At 57.3% G+C, this 19,846-nt stretch carries 19 protein-coding genes; 12 read left to right on the top strand and 7 right to left on the bottom strand.

Going from position 1 to position 19,846, the window contains the following annotated elements:
* Nucleotides 1–104: 104 nt before the first annotated feature.
* The 5 genes from BLU07_RS12510 to BLU07_RS12530 are packed head-to-tail and all read left to right on the top strand — an operon-like array spanning nucleotide 105 to nucleotide 4,115.
* Nucleotides 105–563 (top strand): YhcB family protein, encoded by a 459-nt coding sequence (locus BLU07_RS12510; RefSeq protein WP_157719199.1) that lies wholly within the window; start codon nucleotides 105–107, stop codon nucleotides 561–563.
* Nucleotides 564–605: 42 nt separating this feature from the next.
* A complete protein-coding gene (locus tag BLU07_RS12515) occupies nucleotides 606–1,742 on the top strand; it encodes an MlaE family ABC transporter permease (protein WP_092389829.1) in 1,137 nt (378 codons plus the stop codon).
* On the top strand, nucleotides 1,739–2,542 hold the full coding sequence (locus BLU07_RS12520; protein ID WP_231701634.1) for an ABC transporter ATP-binding protein: 804 nt from the start codon (nucleotides 1,739–1,741) through the stop codon (nucleotides 2,540–2,542). The genes BLU07_RS12515 and BLU07_RS12520 overlap by 4 nt, the downstream gene beginning before the upstream one ends.
* Nucleotides 2,542–3,480 carry an MlaD family protein gene (locus BLU07_RS12525; RefSeq protein WP_092387433.1) on the top strand — a complete coding sequence of 313 codons (939 nt, stop codon included), beginning with the start codon at nucleotides 2,542–2,544 and terminating at the stop codon, nucleotides 3,478–3,480. Before BLU07_RS12520 ends, BLU07_RS12525 begins: the two co-directional genes overlap by 1 nt.
* Nucleotides 3,477–4,115: an ABC-type transport auxiliary lipoprotein family protein gene (locus BLU07_RS12530; protein WP_092387435.1), complete on the top strand. Its 639-nt coding sequence runs from the start codon at nucleotides 3,477–3,479 to the stop codon at nucleotides 4,113–4,115. Before BLU07_RS12525 ends, BLU07_RS12530 begins: the two co-directional genes overlap by 4 nt.
* A 30-nt stretch (nucleotides 4,116–4,145) precedes the next feature.
* Here BLU07_RS12530 and BLU07_RS12535 read toward each other — a convergent pair whose 3' ends face one another.
* Both BLU07_RS12535 and BLU07_RS12540 read right to left on the bottom strand, forming a co-directional pair.
* On the bottom strand, nucleotides 4,146–5,255 hold the full coding sequence (locus BLU07_RS12535; RefSeq protein ID WP_197675006.1) for a GGDEF domain-containing protein: 1,110 nt from the start codon (nucleotides 5,253–5,255) through the stop codon (nucleotides 4,146–4,148).
* Between the two features lie 116 nt (nucleotides 5,256–5,371).
* Nucleotides 5,372–6,136 carry a Crp/Fnr family transcriptional regulator gene (locus BLU07_RS12540; protein ID WP_092387439.1) on the bottom strand — a complete coding sequence of 255 codons (765 nt, stop codon included), beginning with the start codon at nucleotides 6,134–6,136 and terminating at the stop codon, nucleotides 5,372–5,374.
* Nucleotides 6,137–6,608: 472 nt separating this feature from the next.
* Between BLU07_RS12540 and BLU07_RS12545 the strand changes: the two genes are divergently transcribed.
* From BLU07_RS12545 to BLU07_RS12565, 5 genes are all read left to right on the top strand, one after another.
* A complete protein-coding gene (locus BLU07_RS12545) occupies nucleotides 6,609–7,334 on the top strand; it encodes a peptidase (RefSeq protein WP_092387441.1) in 726 nt (241 codons plus the stop codon).
* A gap of 2 nt (nucleotides 7,335–7,336) precedes the next feature.
* The gene (locus tag BLU07_RS12550) at nucleotides 7,337–8,089 is read left to right on the top strand and encodes an N-formylglutamate amidohydrolase (RefSeq protein WP_197675007.1); all 753 of its coding nucleotides are present in this window, start codon (nucleotides 7,337–7,339) and stop codon (nucleotides 8,087–8,089) included.
* 38 nt (nucleotides 8,090–8,127) lie between these two features.
* Nucleotides 8,128–8,976, top strand: coding sequence for a transglutaminase-like domain-containing protein (locus BLU07_RS12555; RefSeq protein WP_092387443.1), 849 nt, complete (start codon nucleotides 8,128–8,130; stop codon nucleotides 8,974–8,976).
* Nucleotides 8,977–9,263: 287 nt separating this feature from the next.
* Complete coding sequence (locus BLU07_RS12560; RefSeq protein ID WP_092387445.1) at nucleotides 9,264–9,875, top strand: PAS domain-containing protein; 612 nt, start codon at nucleotides 9,264–9,266, stop codon at nucleotides 9,873–9,875.
* 12 nt (nucleotides 9,876–9,887) lie between these two features.
* The gene (locus tag BLU07_RS12565; RefSeq protein ID WP_092387447.1) at nucleotides 9,888–12,473 is read left to right on the top strand and encodes a chemotaxis protein CheB; all 2,586 of its coding nucleotides are present in this window, start codon (nucleotides 9,888–9,890) and stop codon (nucleotides 12,471–12,473) included.
* A gap of 289 nt (nucleotides 12,474–12,762) precedes the next feature.
* Here the strand turns inward: BLU07_RS12565 and BLU07_RS12570 are convergent, their stop codons facing one another.
* From BLU07_RS12570 to BLU07_RS12580, 3 genes are all read right to left on the bottom strand, one after another.
* A complete protein-coding gene (locus BLU07_RS12570; protein WP_092387450.1) occupies nucleotides 12,763–12,996 on the bottom strand; it encodes a hypothetical protein in 234 nt (77 codons plus the stop codon).
* Nucleotides 12,997–13,330: 334 nt separating this feature from the next.
* A complete protein-coding gene (locus BLU07_RS12575; protein WP_197675118.1) occupies nucleotides 13,331–15,448 on the bottom strand; it encodes a catalase in 2,118 nt (705 codons plus the stop codon).
* Nucleotides 15,449–15,856: 408 nt separating this feature from the next.
* On the bottom strand, nucleotides 15,857–16,405 hold the full coding sequence (locus BLU07_RS12580; protein WP_092387452.1) for a porin family protein: 549 nt from the start codon (nucleotides 16,403–16,405) through the stop codon (nucleotides 15,857–15,859).
* 413 nt (nucleotides 16,406–16,818) lie between these two features.
* On the opposite strand from BLU07_RS12580, the gene BLU07_RS12585 reads away from it, so the two are divergent.
* Together BLU07_RS12585 and BLU07_RS12590 are read left to right on the top strand one after the other, a co-directional pair.
* Nucleotides 16,819–16,998, top strand: a complete 180-nt coding sequence (locus BLU07_RS12585) for a CsbD family protein (RefSeq protein ID WP_092387454.1) — start codon at nucleotides 16,819–16,821, stop codon at nucleotides 16,996–16,998.
* Nucleotides 16,995–17,384 carry a PRC-barrel domain-containing protein gene (locus BLU07_RS12590; RefSeq protein WP_092387456.1) on the top strand — a complete coding sequence of 130 codons (390 nt, stop codon included), beginning with the start codon at nucleotides 16,995–16,997 and terminating at the stop codon, nucleotides 17,382–17,384. Before BLU07_RS12585 ends, BLU07_RS12590 begins: the two co-directional genes overlap by 4 nt.
* A gap of 80 nt (nucleotides 17,385–17,464) precedes the next feature.
* Here BLU07_RS12590 and BLU07_RS12595 read toward each other — a convergent pair whose 3' ends face one another.
* Together BLU07_RS12595 and BLU07_RS12605 are read right to left on the bottom strand one after the other, a co-directional pair.
* The gene (locus tag BLU07_RS12595) at nucleotides 17,465–17,740 is read right to left on the bottom strand and encodes a DUF883 family protein (RefSeq protein ID WP_092389837.1); all 276 of its coding nucleotides are present in this window, start codon (nucleotides 17,738–17,740) and stop codon (nucleotides 17,465–17,467) included.
* 1,259 nt (nucleotides 17,741–18,999) lie between these two features.
* Nucleotides 19,000–19,779 carry a polymorphic toxin type 44 domain-containing protein gene (locus tag BLU07_RS12605; protein WP_092387460.1) on the bottom strand — a complete coding sequence of 260 codons (780 nt, stop codon included), beginning with the start codon at nucleotides 19,777–19,779 and terminating at the stop codon, nucleotides 19,000–19,002.
* Between the last annotated feature and the right edge of the window lie 67 nt (nucleotides 19,780–19,846).

A 19,846-nucleotide genomic window follows, 5' to 3' on the forward strand; every position in this document is an offset into this window, starting at 1 on the left:
CAGGAATTGCACCAGCCAGAGCCCCGGAAACAGCACTGGTCATGGGCGGAAAATGTCGTTACCGTAGGCGACAGGCATCACATTGAACCATGAGGGATCTCACCGTGGAAGCAAGCGAAAATCTCTGGATTGCAGCCGCCATTGCCTTGGCTATCGGCATCATTATCGGCGTTGTACTGACCCAGATTGCCCGACGCGTCAGCAGCGGCCCAAGCTCCAGCACGCACGCCCAACTGGAAAGTCTGCAGCTGCGTTTCGAGGAATATCAGCAAGAAGTGGCCAGCCACTTCAAAACCACTGCCGGGCTGGTTTCGCGCCTGAATCGCGATTACCAGGACATCCAGCAACACATGACGAAAGGTGCCGTCGATCTGGCACCGGACGAGATGACCCGGGAACGACTGCTCGCCAGCCTGCACCAGGACACCCCACTGGTTGAAAGCAAACCGCGCGGTAGCGCCCCCAGCGTTTTCGACAGCATGGAGCCACCCCGGGATTATGCACCCAAGCAGGAAGGCCCCGGCACATTGTCGGAAGACTTCAACTTGAGCAAGAAAGCCTGAGTGCGCGGCGCTGCTGACACCAGCGCCGCATCTCATCAACTCATGCCCAGCCTGCCCGACAACCCTTTCCTCAGTCCCGACCCCGAGCAGCCGGAACGCTGGTTGATTCAGGGTGACTGGACACTGGCCGACTACGGCCGCCTGCGGCATCTGGTCAGCCAGGCGAAAGCGCATGCGATCCACCAGTTCTCGCTGGCGAACCTCGGCCGACTGGACACGGCCGGCGGCCAGATGCTGGTCGAACTTCTCGGTGCCGATGGCTTGCAGCGCGCCTGTACCGAGGCGGATCTATCGATTGAACGGCAAATCCTGCTACAGCGCATTGCCGACAGCCAGCAGCAGGCACTGCACAGCAACGACAACGTCAACCAGCCCGGCCTGGTGTCTGAAATTCTTGCCCGCATCGGTCAGGCCATGGTGGTATTCTGGCACCACCTGATCGACCTGCTCGGCTTTCTCGGTTTGACCCTGGCCAGCTTCACTCGCCTGGCAGTGCAGCCTGCGCGCTGGCGGCCTACTGCAGTCGCCGCACAAATCGAGCAAACTGCGTTGAATGCCTTGCCAATTGTAGCCCTGCTGACTTTTATGGTCGGGGCTGTCGTCGCCTTCCTCGGCGCTACCGTGTTGGCAGACTTCGGCGCCACGGTCTTCACCGTCGACCTGGTCGCTTTTGCTTTCTTGCGCGAATTTGGCGTTCTGCTTGCCGCCATCCTGCTGGCCGGGCGCACTGCCAGCGCCTTCACCGCGCAAATCGGCTCAATGAAGGCCAATGAAGAAATCGATGCCATCCGCGCCATTGGCCTCAACCCGATGGATCTGCTGGTATTGCCGCGCGTGCTGGCCATGCTGATTGCCTTGCCGCTACTGACCTTCGTCGCCATTATCAGCGGTATCTTCGGTGGCGCCATGGTCTGTGCCCTGGCGCTGGATATTTCACCGACCATGTTCCTCAGCCAGATGCAACAGAATGTCGAGATGCGCCACTTTCTGCTCGGTATGGCCAAAGCGCCCGTGTTTGCTCTGCTGATCGCAGTGATAGGCTGCCTTGAGGGGTTCAGGGTGACCGGCAGCGCCGAGTCGGTCGGCGAACACACGACATCCAGCGTGGTGCAATGCATCTTTGCCGTCATTCTGGTCGATGCCCTGGCGGCCCTGTTCTACATGGAGATGGGCTGGTGAGCACAACAACGCAACCGCTGGTCCAGGTCCGTGGCCTGGTCAATCGCTTCGGCACCCTGGCCGTACATGAAAACCTCGATCTGGACATCATGCCCGGGGAAATTCTCGGCGTAGTGGGTGGCTCGGGCACCGGCAAATCGGTCCTGCTACGCTCGATAGTAGGCCTGCATCGGCCAAATGCCGGTAGCGTGCGCGTCTTTGATGTCGACTTGCAAGCACTCAACGGCGAAGAGCGCAGCCAGTATGAACGCCGCTTCGGCGTGCTGTTCCAGCGGGGTGCCTTGTTCTCGTCCCTGACCGTCAACGAAAACATTGCGCTGCCACTGATAGAACATGCCAAGCTCAGCCGCAGTGACGCCGAACATCTTGCCGGTATCAAGCTGGCCCTGTCCGGGCTGCCTCCTCACGCGGGCAACAAATACCCCTCGGAACTGTCCGGCGGCATGGTCAAGCGTGCCGCACTGGCCCGCGCCCTGGCACTTGACCCGGATATCCTGTTTCTGGATGAACCCACCGCCGGGCTTGACCCGATTGGTGCAGCCGCCTTTGACCAACTGATCAAAACGCTGCGCGATGCGCTTGGTCTCAGTGTCTTTCTGGTCACCCATGACCTGGATACCCTGTACGCTATCTGCGACCGCGTGGCGGTGCTCTCGGAGCGCAAGGTACTGATCGCCGACCAACTGGACCGTGTTGCGGCCACCGACAACGACTGGATTCAGGACTATTTCAATGGCCCCCGTGGCCGAGCGGCAGCGAAAACCGCTGGCGACAATGCAAACAGGGAGGTATCCGCCTGATGGAAACCCGTGCCCATCATATTGTCATCGGCCTGTTCACCGTACTCGGTGCCCTGGCTGCGATTGTCTTTGCCATCTGGTTGAGCAATGCCAGCACCCAGCGAGATCAGCAATACTACACAGTGATCTTCAATGAGGCTGTGACCGGCCTGTCACGCGGTAGCGCTGTGCAATACAGCGGCATCCGTATCGGTGATATCAGCGAGCTGCGACTGGATGCTGACGACCCGCGCCGCGTGATTGCGCGTATTCGCGTAGATGCCGACGTACCGATCAAGATCGACACCCGCGCCCGCCTCTCCTTTACCGGCATTACCGGCTCCTCAGTGATCGAACTCAGCCAGGGCGATCCGGAAAGCCCACGCCTGTCCGGTCAAAACGGCGAGGACCCGGTCATCATTGCCTCGCCTTCGCCCATTTCCACCCTGCTGGCCAACGGTGAAGATCTGGTCACCAATATCAACCAGCTGGTATCCAGTGCGCGCTCGATTTTTTCCGAAGAAAACACGGCAAGAATCAGCAATACGCTGAGTGCCGTTGAGCAGGCATCCACCAGCATTGCCGACCAGGGTGACAACCTGGGAGAACTGATCAGTGAGCTGACGCTGGTGACCCGCCAGGCAGGTGAAACCCTGAACCACACCAGCGAACTGATGGCGAGTGCCAATCAGCTGCTGAACAATCAGGGGCAACATACTCTGGATGGGGCGGAAGAGGCTCTGGAGTCGATCGCGCGGACCAGCAAGGCGCTGGAACAGATGGTCGATGACAACAGTGATGCCCTGAGCAGCGGCCTGCAGGGCCTGGCCCAGCTGGAACCGGCGATCAACGAACTGCGTGGCAGCCTGACCTCGTTGCGCAGCATAACCCGCCGCCTGGATGACAACCCCAGTCGTTTCCTGCTCGGGCGCGACAGCATGGAGGAATTTGAACCATGAATCGCCTGCACCGATTACTGCCGATATTGCTCGCGACCACTGTATTGAGCTTGAACGCCTGCTCGATCTTGCCGGAAGCCGAACCAATCAACGTGTACCAGTTGCCCGACGCTCAAGTCGAGCCACTGTCGCAGCCGTCACTGCCCCTGGCATTGCGTATCAACACGCCAAGCGCCGGTTTTGTGCACAGCAGCCCACGCATGCTGGTCAATCCGCAAGGCAATCAATTGAGCACCTACAAAGGTTCGCGCTGGAGTGACCCGGCACCGGCGTTGATACGCGATTATCTGGTTCACGCGTTCAATGGTGCCGGCCTGGTCTCGGATGTGAGCACCGATGAGCAGGCCCTGCATGCCGATGTGCATCTGGGCAGTGAATTACGCCGCTTTCAGGTGGTGTATCCGGATGGGCCGATTCGGGTAGTGATCGACTTCAAGGCACGCCTGATTGACCCGGGCAGCCGGCGCACCCTGGCCAGCGAAAACTTTTTGATCGAACAACCCTTGAGCGACCCGCACGTGGCCAGCGTGGTGGAAGGGTATGGGCTGGCTGCCCAGCAACTGGCTGAACAGTTATTGGCCTGGGCAGCCAGAACGCTGGAACACCATCAGGCTGACAGTCCATTTGAACGCTGACAGGTGTGCCCCGCGGTTCAGCGCCTGGACTTATCGCTTGTCCTGATGCCACAACAGGTAGGTGTTCCGGCCCATATTCTTGGCGCAATACATCGCCTGGTCAGCTTTCAGCATCAGGCTGTCGGCATCAGCACCATCATCAGGAAAGACGCTGATGCCAATACTCAGGGTTATCTGCAGGGCATGCCCGTCAATGACCCGCGGCACAGCAAATTTGGCCAACAACTTTTCCGCAATCAGGGCAGCATCCTGGCGATCCTCGATTTCGCTCAACAGGATAACGAACTCATCACCGCCGTGGCGGCTGACGGTATCGGTAGCGCGAACACAACCAATCATGTCTGCAGCCAGGTCACGCAACAAGTGATCACCTACCGCATGGCCAAAGGAATCATTGATGGGCTTGAAATGATCCAGGTCGAGGAACATCAGCGCAACCTGCTTGCCGTGCCGCTTGGCAATGCCTATGGCCTGGGTAAGTCGCTCAACCAGCAACATCCGGTTGGGCAAACCGGTGAGGCCGTCATGCTGGGCAAGATGGCTCATCTCCTGCACAACCGAGCCGGACAGGCGGGCATCATGAAAAACGATCACCGCACCGGTCATCCTGCCATGTCGATTATGAATCGGCGCGGCTGAATCTTCGATTGCCATGTCGGTCCCATCGCGCCGAATCAGCATACTGCCGAGTGCCAGGGCTACAATGCGGCCTTCGCTGATGGCTCGCTGGGATGGGCTCGTTACCCGTTGCCGGGTAACGCCATCAACGATGCAGAAGACCTCATCCACTGAGCGTCCCAGTGCCTGTTCGCCCGACCATCCGGTCAGCAGTTCGGCAACCTTGTTGAGATAGATCACAGTGCCTTGCGGATCAACCACCAGTACCGCATCACCAATTGAATCCAGGGTGATTTGCGCCATATCCTCGAATGAGACATTACCGACAACACGCGCCGATTTAAAAATCCATGGGTTATCCCTTTCCGTCAGGTAACGCACCAGATGTATCCAGGTTTTGCGCAGTTGGCGGATAACCCGCATGCGGGCTGTTTGCGGGCAAGCGGGTTCCTTCACAGTGCCGGAAGCCGCCGCTGAAGGTAATTTTGACTTGCGCACACCGGGTTTGGAAGAGGTATCCATGAGAGCCATCCTAGGCAGGCGATACGCCCCGGTCTGTTCGCGAAACCACACAGAAGAAGAATGATTCCAGGCCAGTCAACTCTGGCAACCTGCCCCGACGAACCGGGCGAGCAGCGTCAGTGCATATGGTTGCAGGCATTGCCCTTCCTGGGCAGCACCTGTCCCGGCAAGCTGGAGCACTTCAGCAAGCGATCGGTTTCCCGCTTGACCACTTCGTAGCACTCGCAGCTCAGCAGCTCAAGCTTGGGGCGGTCCAACACTTCGATATGGCCACGACTATACTTGATGACCCCAAGCTTTTGCAGTCGCCCCGCTGCTTCAGTCACCCCTTCACGGCGCACACCCAGCATGTTGGCGATCAGTTCCTGGGTCATCTGCAAATGGTTCGACGGCAAACGATCCAGCGAGAGCAGCAGCCAACGACACAACTGCTGGTCAATCGAGTGATGACGATTGCATACCGCCGTCTGCGCCATCTGGGTAATCAGTGCCTGCGTATAGCGCAGCACCAGCGACATCAAATCGCCGTGACGGTTGAATTCTTCAACCAGCCGCTGCGATGGCAGCCGGTAAGCGCTACCACCGCTTTGGACCACAGCACGACTGGAGGTGCTGTCCCCTCCCATAAACAGAGAAATACCCACCAGCCCCTCATTACCGACCACGGATATTTCCGCCGAGGAACCGTTTTCCATCACGTACAGCAAGGAGACAATGCTGTCGGTTGGAAAGTACAGGTGCCGCATCTTGTCGCCGGGTTCATAGAGCACCTTGCCCAGCGGCAGGGCCGTCAGTTCAAGATAGGGAAACAGTCGCAGACGTACATCAGCCGGCAAGGCATTGAGGATATGGTTGTGCGTGGGCGATACGACAATGGTCATCTGCTGACATTTCCTTTTGGGAGCAAGCCATGAATGTAATGACGAGTGACTGGTCGCGGGTACAACAAGACAACATACACCGGCTAATCGCCCCGAAAAACGCTGCTTTCGAGGCAACACATCAACCGGGCTCATTGCCTGACCTGCAGAACAATCGCACCAGCTGGTTACAGCACGATAGCAGATAACCACAGCGGGCTATGTTCGCTACACCACATAGCGGCAAAGAGCATCCGGTTGAGCGCCTGCCGAATGGGCTACTCACCTGTGTGGTTCAACGCACAGATAAGCGCCCGGGCGGCACGCATACTGGCGGTGCAAGCATCACCGCAGCTGGCCCAGGAGATTCGTTGGCAGTGGGGACGGTGCCGGCCTTCCCAGCAGGGTTCCAACGCTGTCCGATCTATCCAGGAGATTCTTCCTTGCAGACTGAATTCAACCAGACGCACTTTCGATCCTCGCGGTGGATGCCATGACCTATTGTGTCGGCGTAATGCTGGAAAGCGGTCTGATCTTCGCTTCGGATTCCCGTACCCATGCCGGCATCGACAATGTTGCCAGTTTCACCAAGCTGAGCCTGTTCGAGCAGGCCGACCAGCGGGTTATCGTGCTGCTCAGTTCGGGAAACCTGGCAAGCACCCAGGCTGTCATCAGCACCCTCAGGCAAAACGAGGTCAGACCAGACTGCCCCAGCCTGGGCAACGCCGAGTCCATGTTCGATGCTGCCCTGCTGGTGTCGGATGCCATGCGCCTGGTCAATCAGCGCGACAACCTGCAAACAACCACCAAGGCTGTTGATTTCAACGGCTCGTTTATCCTTGGCGGCCAGATCAGGGGGGAGCCACCGCGCCTCTTTCGCATCTACAGCGAAGGCAATTTCATCGAGGCCGGAGACCAGACACCCTACTTTCAGATCGGTGAAACCAAATATGGCAAGCCCATCATTGACTGGGCGATCACCCGCTCGAGTACGCTCAATGACGCCACCAAATGCATCCTCGTCTCCTTTGACTCGACCATGCGCAGCAATCTGTCCGTCGGCATGCCGATAGACCTGATTTGCTACCAGGGTGACAGCCTTGCCGTCAGCATGCGCCGGCGCTTCGACCCGGGTGACAGCTATTTCAGCGCCCTGAGCAAAGAATGGAACGCCGGCATCTGCGAGGTTCTCAGTGAGCTGACGGACCTGGAGTGGTAACGGTGTCGAACACAGCCTACAGACTCCTCGAGCCAGACAAGCAGAATGCGGAGATCGCGCTGGTGATCACCTGCGAACATGCAAGCAACCAGGTGCCTGCAGCTTACCGGAATCTGTTCGTCAATTGCCGCGCCATACTGGCCAGTCATCGCGGTTTTGATCCAGGCGCCCAGGTCATGGCCAAGGCCATGGGCATACACTTCGGCGCACCACTGCTGAGCGCCGTGACAAGCCGCTTGCTGGTAGACCTGAATCGCTCCCTCGGGCACCGACACCTGCATATGGACAGCGTTCGTCAACTGCCGGCCGGCATTCGGCAAGACATCATCGAGCACTATTACCTGCCTTACCGGAAGGAAGCCGAACGACTGATCAAACAGCAGATTGCGCAACGGGGCAAGGTTGTTCACCTCTCCTGCCACAGTTTTACCCACACTCTCAATGGCGTGGTACGCCACGCCGACATCGGCCTGCTCTATGATCCGGCCCGATCCGGTGAAAGAACCCTCTGCGCAAGCTGGCAAGCCGCGATCAAGGCCTCGGCTCCCTGCCTTGCAGTGCGGCGCAACTTCCCCTATCAGGGGCGTAACGACGGGCTCACCACGGCGTTGAGGAAAGACTTTCCGCCCGAGGCCTACCTGGGCATCGAGCTGGAACTCAACCAGAAAAATCTGGCCCCTGCCCAACACTGGGCCGCGCTGCAAAAAACCATTACCACCACTTTGGCAACTGTACTCAGGGGCTATATCTCATGACACCTCAGATTACCCAACTTCAGCACAGGTCTCACAATATGAAAATACGTATTGGCTATGAACTGGAATTCCATTGCCCCAAACCGACGCCGATGATCCTGACGCTGAATGTGCATTCAACCCGGATCGCCGATCTGATTACCCCGGATCGCGTGGTCACCGACCCGCCCATCCCGGTCGAGGCTTTTTTTGACCATCACGGCAACCAGCGCGCACGCATCATTGCGCCCGGCGGCAAGCTGCGGATCACGAACGATACCTGTCTGCATGACAGCGGGCTACCTGATACGGTGAATCCGCAGGCACGCCAGACAGCTGTTGAGCAATTGCCCAATGAAGCCCTGCAGTTTCTGAGTGGCAGCCGATACTGCGAAACCGATCTGCTGTCCGGGATAGCATGGCAATTGTTCGACAATGACCCTAGTATCACCGGTTGGTCACGCGTTCAGGCCATATGTGATTACGTTTACCAGCATATTGAATTTGGCTATGGGCATGCGCGCGTGACCAGAACCGCCTGGGAGGTGTGGCAGGAAAGGCAAGGGGTATGCCGCGACTTTGCTCACCTGGCCATCGCCTTCTGCCGCTGCATGAATATTCCAGCGCGCTACTGCACCGGTTATCTGGGCGATATGGGTATTCCGCCGCCGCATGGCGAAATGGATTTTGCAGCCTGGTTCGAAGCCTATCTCGATGGCAGGTGGTACATCTTTGATCCACGCAACAATATGCCGCGTATCGGGCGTATTCTGGTTGCTCGCGGCCGGGATGCCACTGATGTCGCCATCAGCACTGCGTTCGGTGCCAACACACTGACAGCATTCAAGATACGCACCGACGAAATTCTGGAGACCGAGTACAGCCCGATGCTGCGGAGTGCTCTGTAACTCGAGGTGTACGCGCGTACCGATGGCGGTGTGGTTTTCCAGGCTCAGTCATATATGTGACTTGGCGCACGGAACAACGCGCAACTATCCGGCATAATCCGGAGGTGATTCTGCTTCTCCGGCAGGTGCTGCCGGAGTACTCTGCTCTTGCCGGGCGAGTGCTCATCACCGCTCTCAACAACGTCATACCTGTGCTGTGCTGAATCGTTGCATGAGATATTGCTACTTAACCCATCGCGATAAGCTACCATCACAGCACTATCCCGATAGCAAGTCCGGAGTCAGGAATGACCACCCCCCTTGAGCAATCCAATGTCTATCGACAACTGCGCCACAAGGCTGAAACCCAGTTGCAGACAGGAACTACGCTAGCAACCGGTGACTGGTCAGTCGGCGTTGACGCCCTGAGCCTGCTGCATCGGTTGTCCAGCGCCCCCGAAAGCGCGGAAGACGCTCTCAAGCTGCTGCATGAACTCCAGGTACATCAGGTCGAACTCGACTTGCAGAACGAAGAACTGGCCGCCAATGAACAGGGGCTTGTCGATGAAGTGCAGCTCTATCAGGACCTTTTCGAAGCTGCCCCCTTTGGCTATTTTCTCATCGACCTGGAAGGCAGGATTATTCAGGCCAGCAGCGTCGCCGCCGAACTCCTCGACGTTGCCCATGAGGAGCTGGCTGGTCGTACTATCGACAGTTTTTTGCGCGCAAAAAGTCGGCCACAGCTATTGGACTTGCTGCAGCAGGTTGGCCTGAGTGGCACCAGAGATAGCTGCCTGGCAGAAACCAGCAGAGGCCTTGAGGGGTCCCGGCGTCTGCATTGTCTGGCCTCTACCCGCCCAGGACACAGGCAGATTCTGTTAGCCTGTTGTGAATCCATCCAACTGGAGCAACCCCATTAACCGCTCATCACCATGGCAGCCCTGACCAACCTGGATGCTCCGGCTACCCCTCCTGCCAGTGCCCGTATTGTAGGCATTGGCGCCTCGGCCGGCGGCCTTGCACCGCTGGAAGCATTTCTCGCTCAGATCCCGCCGCATAGCCACATGGCCTATGTAGTCGTGCAACATCTCGACCCCAACCATAAAGCCATGCTCACTGAAATACTCCAGCGGGTTACCAGCATGCCGGTACGCGAAGCGACCCAGGGCATGCCGATTGAGGCTGACTGTGTCTACGTCATTGCACCCAATACCGAACTCAGTGTGGTTGCCGGCATGCTCAACCTCGCCAAGCCCTCGGAGCCGCGTGGTTTGCGACTGCCGATCAACGTCTTGTTTTCTTCCCTGGCCAGCCATCAGGGCGAACAAGCCATCGGCGTGATCCTCTCCGGCATGGGATCGGACGGCACTCTGGGCCTGCAGGCGATCAAGGCCGTGGGCGGCCTCACCGCCGTGCAACAGCCCGATACGGCGCAATCTGACGCCATGCCCTGTAGCGCCATCGAGGCCGGCTGTGCGGATATCATTGCGCCACCCGACGAATTGCCGGCCCGCATTTTCGCCTGCCTGAGTCAGGCACCTGACATGAATGATGCCGACGCGGGGGAACCTGAACCGGAATCCCCCCCCATGCAGCGCATCCTCCGCTTGCTGCAGGAACGCACGCAACACGATTTTTCACTGTACAAGCCAAGTACCCTGAACCGCCGTATGGAACGTCGCATGGTGATTCACGATATCGCCAGCCTGTCACTCTATGCCGACTTCCTGCAGCATAATCCCCAGGAACTCGATCTGCTGTTCAAGGAAGTGCTCATCGGGGTGACCCGTTTTTTCCGCGACAGCAAAGTCTGGCAACAACTGGCGGAAACGACCCTCCCGGATCTATTGGCGCGGCCAGGCTGCGATCCGCACCTGCGTGCCTGGGTGGTGGGTTGTTCAACCGGTGAAGAGGCCTACTCCCTGGCCATGGTTTTTACCGAGGTCGTGGAAGAGCTGTCATCCGCACACCACTTCAGCCTGCAGATTTTTGCCTCTGATCTGAGTCCGGATGCCATTGCCACGGCCCGCCGTGGCGAATACCCGGCGGGCATCAGCGACAGTGTCTCGCCAGGACGTCTGACGCGTTTTTTCAGCCGGCATAACAACGGCTACAAGATCAACAGCGCAATACGTGACATGGTGCTGTTCGCCCAACAGGATGTAGTGCTTGACCCGCCCTTTACCCGACTCGACCTGATCTCCTGTCGCAACCTGCTGATCTATTTCGACCAGAGCCTGCAACGCCGGCTGATTCCCCTGTTTCACTACAGCCTGCGTTCCGAGGGGGTATTGTTGCTCGGCAATTCGGAGACAGTCGGGCGCTACACGCAACTGTTTAGCCCAAAGCAAGCGACATTGCGCCTGTACCAGCGTCAGGACAATGTACCGAACAGCGGCAATCGATTACCGGTAAAGTCTTTCCCTCCCCTGTCCCGGATCACCAAGGAGCCTGACGTGTCCACCAGCAAGCCACCCCAGCAACCCTCCGACAACCTGCAGACGGCAGCCGACCAGGTCCTGTTGCAGGTCTACGCGCCCGCCGCGGTGGTGGTCAACGATGAGGGGGATATCATCTACATCAGCGGGCGTACCGGGAAATACCTGGAACCGGCTGCCGGCAAGGCCAACTGGAACCTTCATGCCATGGCGCGTGAAGGGCTGCGCGCCGCCATCGGCAATGCTCTGCGCCAGAGCACACGACAGAACGAGCCGGTGCAACTGTCAGGCCTGCAGGTGCAACTGCCAGGGGGTGGCATACAGAGCGTTGATGTGACCGTTCAGGCATTGCGTGAGCCAACCGCTCTGCGCGGCATGACAATGATCGTTTTCCGTGACATCACTCTGGCGCAGGCCAATGCCAGCGACTCGCGGGAAAAAGGCAGCTCGGCAACAATGACCCGGGAAGCCCATGCCGCAGAACTGCAGCAGTGTCAGGAAGAAATCCTGTCCCTGCGGGAAGAAAATCGTGTGTCCCGGGAGGAGCTGCAGTCAGCCAATGAAGAGTTGCAATCAACCAATGAAGAACTGCAATCAACCAATGAAGAGCTGACCACCTCGAAAGAGGAAATGCAGTCGATGAATGAAGAACTGCAAACCATCAACGCGGAAATGCAGACCAAGCTGGACGATCTGGCCCTCGCCCAGAGCGACATGAAGAACCTGCTCAACAGCATCGAGATCGCCATCCTGTTCCTTGATCAGAACCTGAATCTGCGGCGCTTCACTGACCGGGCATCAAAGATCATCAGCATCCGCGAGGGCGACATTGGCCGGCCACTCAGTGATCTCACCACCAGTCTGGAATATCCAGATCTGATCGACGATGCCCTGAATACTCTGAGTACTCTGGCCTTTTCCGAAAAGCAGGTCACTACCACTGACGGCCGCTGGTTTACCGTAAGGATCATGCCCTACTGCCGACTGGACAATATGATCGACGGGGTCGTCATCACCATGCTCGACATCACCGACACCAAGGAACTGGAGCAGGATCTGCGCAACAACGTGCCAGGCTAGGCAGCCTCTGACCATTGCCTGACAGGCCTACCCGTTTCACCACACACACCAGCCCCTGCCAACCCCGGCAGATCCCGGCTTTGCACCGGCCTTGGTGCGACAGCGAACCGACAGGGCAACACCCACAGCGTAACCTCGAATCTCATCCTGAATCCCGCGTCTTATGGCGATTCAGTCAACTTCCCGGTTCTGTTGCCGAGGAAGAAAGAGCCGTGATGATCTGAGCTCTGCAGAGGCTTATACAGCACGGAATTGAAGTCCGGCGAGGCTCTCTCAGGCCAGCTTCCAGTCATCCCCGCGTCGTCAATCTGTCCGGATTCAAGCCCAGTTCGGCGAAGACCTTGAGCAAAACCTGCTCCTGGCTCCGCGTCTGCTCAAGATAGTTCTGCCATGAGTATCCAAGAGACTCATCCTGGGCATGTGACAGTGCTGCCGCATAGATTTTCAGGCCTCCAAGCTCCGTTTTCAGGCCCTGATACAGCAACTCATGCAGTTGCGTCTCCATATAGAGTTTCTTGTTCATTGTGTCCTCCTGAATGCTGTCAGTCAGCATGCCAACGGGCGCGACGCCAGATTGGACTTGCCTGGTCAGCCCCGCCGATGACCGGGCTGTGTCATATGGTAGCCAGCAACACGCCGCCCGGTCGGTACTCTAGCCCACATAAACAGGAGGTATCAGCAGCCGCGCCTGGCAACGCTTATTGCAGAGTGCGCTAACGCACAGTGGTCGCAAACTGTCGGCGGTATGCTTTATTTGCTGGCGCCAGGTGCGTCAAAATCATTGGAGGAATCATTATGGTGATTATCATTTGACCCATGCGTGGCTGGCATCCATTCTGAACACCCGAAGCGCAGATTTATTTACCCGGCTGGTCGCACTCGCGTGATGGGTGTCGATGCGCAGCAATGGCCTCGATAAATACCGGCGCGATCTCGATCATATCAGTACCCGTTGCCAGCAAAATCCCCGGAACCTTGTCCCTGGCTGCTGCAATGCCGGCCATCTCCAGCAACGCCTGCCCTGCACCCAATGCCAGAATTGTTTTCCCGTGCCTGAACTGATCCTTGATGCAGTCCAGGGTATCTATATTGCTGCCGAGCGCCTTGACCGCTTCAGCGCCATCAGGCAAAACCAGGGCATCGAACAGCACCCCCGGAGCATTTTCCAGCGACTTGTTCGCTTCAATTATCTCCTCGCCTGAGCCGGTAAACAGCCCTACCCGAGGTCCTACGAAGTGAACCACTGCACCCGCATTGGTCAATGCCAGATGTAAATCGGCAAGTGCGGCATGATGCACCCCATCCTCAACCAATACGGCAATTTGTCGCGTACGTATTCCTCGCTCACCTGGCAAGGCTGTCAGCGACAAGGCTGGCGAAACACTGATCTCGGCTGGCTCTGCATCGGCTATGGCTTTTGGCATTGCCGCCGGCACCTGCATGCCCAGACCCGCCGCGACCTCGGCTGCCAGCTCTGTGGATACGTTCACCAGCGAAGACAGCATGCGCTCACGTATGGCGGGGACCTCGACCTTGCTCAGCTCAAAGCGAAAGGCAGCAGCAATATGCGCTTTTTCCACCGCCGTCTGACTGTTGAAAAACAGGGTAGCTTGCGCATAGTGCTCGGCAAACTTCGCCGGCTTGCCGCGAACCTTGTCTTCGGTGTTATTTTCAGGGAAGGAGACAAAACCGGCTGTCCCGGCCTGGAAGGGGCAGCCACCCGCCAGAGAATTCGGTTCATAGGCAACACGGCCACGGTTCAGGGACTGGCGGTGTATACCATCGCGTTGATTGTTCTGTACCGGTGCCAGTGGCGTATTGATTGGCAATTCATGGAAATTGGCGCCACCGAGCCGGGTAATCTGGGTATCCACATAGGAATGGATACGACCGGCAAGTAACGGATCATTGGAGAAGTCGATGCCCGGTATGATGTGCGCCGTGCAGAAGGCGACCTGCTCGGTCTCGGCAAAGAAATTATCCGGATTGCGATTCAGCACCATACGTCCGACGGGCGTCAATGGCACCATTTCTTCTGGTATCAGCTTGGTTGAATCAAGCACATCGAAACTGAAACTTTCAGCTTCTTCCTCGGTGAAGATCTGCAGCCCCAGTTCCCATTCCGGAAATTCGCCGGACTCGATCGCTTCCCACAAATCCCGTCGATGAAAGTCAGGATCGGCGCCCGCGATTTTGACTGCCTCGTCCCAGACCAGTGAATGGGTGCCCAGCAGCGGTTTCCAGTGGAATTTGCAGAATACCGATTCCCCCTGCTCATTGACCAGGCGAAAGGTATGCACGCCGAAGCCTTGCATCATCCGGTAGCTGCGCGGTATGCCGCGATCCGACATCACCCACATCAACATATGCGTGGATTCCGGCATCAAAGAGACAAAGTCCCAGAAGGTGTCATGTGCGGAGCCCGCTTGCGGCATACCGTGATGCGGCTCGGGCTTGATGGCATGAACCAGGTCGGGAAACTTCATGGCATCCTGAATGAAGAATACCGGTATATTGTTGCCGACCAGATCCCAGTTGCCTTCATCGGTATATAGCTTCACCGCGAACCCACGGGCATCGCGGGCGGTATCTTTCGAGCCGCGCTCGCCGGCCACGGTAGAAAAGCGTGCGAATACCGGGGTTATCTTGCCCTTCTCGGCGAACGGCGCAGCGCGCGTGTATTTTCTCAGCGCACCATAGGCCTCAAAGTAACCGTGCGCGGCGGAACCACGGGCATGAACAACCCGCTCCGGGATGCGCTCGTGATCAAAGTGCGTGACCTTTTCGCGCAGAATGAAATCTTCCAGCAACGAGGGTCCGCGCAGCCCGGCCTTCAGGCTGTTCTGGTTATCGCTGACAGGTACACCTTGATTGGTGGTCAGCGGTTGTTCACTGGCATCGACCCTGACCCGGTCAAGCGACTCGACCGTCGCGTTGCTGCCAAGCCGTGCAGCACCACCTGTTTTTGCAGTCATGGCACTTTCCGTCAAGGTGCTCGCGGTCAAGGCACTGGAGTCAGGTTGTGCCGTAACTCCGGGCGGTGGCACCACGGCATTAGCATGACCGTGCTCACGCTTTTTCAGGCTGTTATAAGGGATCTTGCCGACCAGCTCATCACTGGCTCTGCCTTGCATCGCGACTATATCGTTGGATCTGAGTACGCTGTCGACACCTTGCTCAGATGTAACGGACTTACTGCCCTTGCTCTTCGCCTGCCGCGATTTGGCAGATGCCTTCTTGATGCTCATGCATGTTCTCCACAGAACTGATACAAATGCGGCGGCCGGATCGGCCGCCGCATGATCAACGCCCTGGCTTAAAGGATCAGGGACCGGGCGCAGCAGATGTCAGAACCTGTGGTAGTCGGTCCGTACGGGCTGGTTTCAGAAGTTGTAACCCAGGCCGACCGTGTAGGCCCAGACACCGTCGTCCTGGAAGGAGTCAGAGGCCTCACTGGTGCTGCTGAAGAGAAACTGGTATTCAACGCGGGTGAGCAGATACGTCTTATCACGCACGTAATACTTTACGCCTGCTTCCAGACCCGCAAAGGCACTGTCCTTGACGCCATCACCATAGATCCCGCCAAGGCTGGCACCGATAAACGGACGGGCACGCTCGGTCATGAATTGATAGTTGAAATAGCCACGGGTCGAGCCGTTCCAGAAATCATCCTTGATGCTTTCACCTTCAATGCTGGCGTAGTTGATGCTTTGGCGGAAACCGGCAACCATGTGATCCTGCATATACCAGCCGAGATCACCCGTCACGCCGAAGCTGCCACTATCCATATTGCGGTCACTGTTGCCGGTTCCGGAAATCGAGAACTCCCGGTCGCCCTTTTCGGGGCCGAAATTGCTGGATTGGGCGGATGCTGCCAAGGGAAATGCACCAAGAACACAGAGGGTGATTGCCGCAGTGTTTAGTCTGATCATGAGAAGTTCCTTGCTTGTGTGGTTCAGAATGCCTGTTCGGAGGGCGCCCTTACCTGTCTGACACCTACCGACTCGCAGCGAATAACAAGGCCGTCAGCCATTGCAGACGCACCCCCGCATCATCAAGGTCTGCCCCATCGCTGTCTGTTCGTAAGCGCACCCAAACCAAATATCCTGCGCTGCACACAAGCCAACTGGCGGCGATCAATGATCTGATATTCGTTTCAGCTCCGCAGCGCGGCAGAGTCACAAGGCCTGCCGGCAACCCGAAAAAAATGCTTCGCCTACGTTAGCCACCGCACCGACCAGACCTTGTGCTGCTATTAACGTGGGAGCCTCATCCTGCTTTTGCATGCATCTGTGCATGACGTGAGGCAGGCCTCGGCTTCAACAATCATCCGGATGAGCAACCCATGAACAAGAACCAAATCAAAGGCAAAGCAAACGAAGTCAAAGGCAAAATCAAAGAAATTGTCGGCAAAGTCACCGGTGACAAAAGTACCGAGTACGAGGGTAAAGCCGAGAAAATTGGCGGCAAGGTTCAGGGAAAGGTTGGCGATATCACGAATGACGCCAACAAGGAGAAAAAATGAACAACCCAATCACGCCTACCCGACATGGTTACCCCGGCGATGGCGTTCGGGCCACGGTGAACTTGCTCAGTGCCGAGAGCATTACCGGTGACGAGGTCTGCAATATGCAGAACGATAAACTCGGCAAGATACAGAACATCATGCTCGATTTGACTGAAGGCAAGATCCGTTACGCCGTTCTGTCATCCGGTGGTTTCCTGGGTATGGGTGATCACCTGTATGCCATTCCATGGAAGGCCCTGAAACTGGACAAGCAAAACAAGCGCTTCCTGCTCGATATCGACCAGGACCAGTTGAAAAATGCCCCCGGCTTCGACAAGGATGAATGGCCGAACATGGCTGATCCAGACTGGAATGCCAAAGTCGAGTCCTACTATATCCGCTGACCGGTTTGCATCCCACGCTGAACAAGAAAGGCCCGGATAGCGGTTATCCGGGCCTTGCTCATTGTCGTGGTCAATAAAGGTTATGACCGGCGCCTGAACCAACACACCAGAGCACCTGCGGCAAATGCCAGGCCAACGGCTGCCAGGGGATTCTCACGCACCAGAGTGCTTACACTATCGGAGCGCTCCTTGACTTTCTCTCCGGCATCCCTGACCCGATCTTTCGCCCCCGCGGCTTCGTGGCGAAAGCGTTCCTCGGCCTTTCCCGCACTCTTGGCGAACTGATCCACCGACTCATGCGCCAGCTCGGAAAGACGATCTGTGGTTGCGTGATCGCTATTGGACGATTTACTCATAAAATTCTCCATTACTGTGACAGGACATGAGTGGAGATCACTCGACTTCCACTGGTTAGCAATGGAAAGTCTCGCGCACATGCCAACAGCTGTCTGCGCGGCAACGCACAAAGCGCCCATTTACTGCATCCGTTCTCGGGAGATTTTGCCGGCAGGAAGGTTTCCTGCCGGATTGGATGGCCCATAGCTTTTCCAGGCGCGATATGCCCCGACGGCCTGACCGCTTTCCGAACAGAATTCGCCCCCTCGCGCAGCTCCTCAGTCAGGCAACGAGCATGGCTTTATGCAGTAGCTGGTTTCCACATGGCCGTCCGGATGTATGCCGATAAAAGCCCTATAGCTCACGTCATTGGGCAGCTCAGGGCCTGTCCACCCCAGAAACTCGTCCCTGGGCTTGCCATCAATAAAGTAGCGCATTCGAAGACGCCGCTGGTCAGTGTCCACCACGGCAGCACTGGGATATAGCCTGACCCGCCCGGACTGGCCAGGTTTAAGCCCGTACTTCCTGTAAGGGTCTGTGCCAGCAGTCATATACAGATACACAACAGTAGGCGTTCCTGCCTCGCCAAGGTGACGGTAACGAACATCTATATGGGGTTCGCGAACGCCACAAGCTGAGAGCGCAAGCGCACACGCTAGCAAAAGCACCGCTGCCCGGCTCAATGCGGGAACTCATCAGTGATCAAATCGTCCTTTCGCAGCACTACCCTCGACATCCACTGCATCAATGAGAAATCAGGCGAGCCTGCTCCAACCAAACTCAATAGTGCAACGGTTGGACGAGAAAACCCCGTGTTCAGACCCAATTGATAAACGCTCCATGTACCAATACCAATCCTCTTGATAATTGTCTGCAGGCCCTCAGTCCGACAGCGAACATGGCTTTATGCAGTAGCTGGATTCGACGCGCCCGTCCGGATGAATGTTGATCGCGATCCGATAACTTACATTCAGAGGCACGTGAGGGCCAAACCAACTTAGCGGCTTATCCCTAGGCTGCCCTTCGAAGTAGTAGAACATATGGAGATTACGCTCCTCAGGGATTACCACAGCAACACCGGGAATAAGCCTTGCGCGCCCAGACCGTCCCGGTTCAAGCCGGGGCATCCGATAGCGGTCCTTGCCTGCAGTCAACCGCAACTCCACGACCGGGTCACCCGCCTCGCCGAGGTATCGATATCTAACATCTACATGGGGTTCGCGAACGCCACACGCTGAGAGCGCTAGGACACAAGTCAGCCAGAGTATCTTTATGCGGATCACTGTGGATAAGGCCTTGTGATCAGATCATCTCTACGCGCTACTATTCTAGACACAAGTTGCGAAGCATTGACGCACTCAGACGGAAGATTGTAGAGCTCTATCCCCATTTCAACCGATACTCGGTCTTCTGGGTGATCGAGTGTGCGCATACCGCTAAACCAGCCATCATTAGGCCAAGGGACCCTGCGGTTCAGCATGTCCGAAGGGATCTGCTCCAACCCGGCGCCATCCAGCAGCTCGGATTCGCTGAAACCGCAGGCGCGGCCAACGTAGCCATAGTGAATATTGGACCAGACGTCATAGAAATACACGCGATCATGGTAGCGATGAAAGTGCTGCGGCACCCCGGGATCCACGGCGGGAGTGAAGCGACGGGCGATGATCGGCTTGTGGTCCCAGGGGCCGTCCTGACGAACCAGCATTGCCCAGGCAATATAGGCTGGAACCTTGGTCCTTGCTGCGCCGCTTAGGCATATATATTGTCGCCCGTTAATTTTCTTCCACAGTGGCCAGTCGCGCATTTCTCCCGCACAGGTATCATAAGTCCAATTGCTGTTGCGGTTGAGGATAGAAATCTTCTGAGCGTCTTCGCCACTGGCGTTACGCAGCATTTCCTGAGCCATCCACTGGGCGATCGGTGTCAGCTCGTCCAGGGCACGCGACGGTTGCTGCAGGCCTGCGGGTGCAGGGGCGTGGAAGAATGACAAGGGGGCCGAGGCACCAGGATCGTTGCACCACGGATCGGAGATACCTTGGGGACCAGGCAATCGGCTCATGTTTGACTCGCAATGATGGACATTGCGGGGGAGTATAAATACCCAATTCTCATGGAGCCACACGCTG

The organism is Halopseudomonas salegens (assembly GCF_900105655.1).
Taxonomy (GTDB): Bacteria; Pseudomonadota; Gammaproteobacteria; order Pseudomonadales; family Pseudomonadaceae; genus Halopseudomonas; species Halopseudomonas salegens.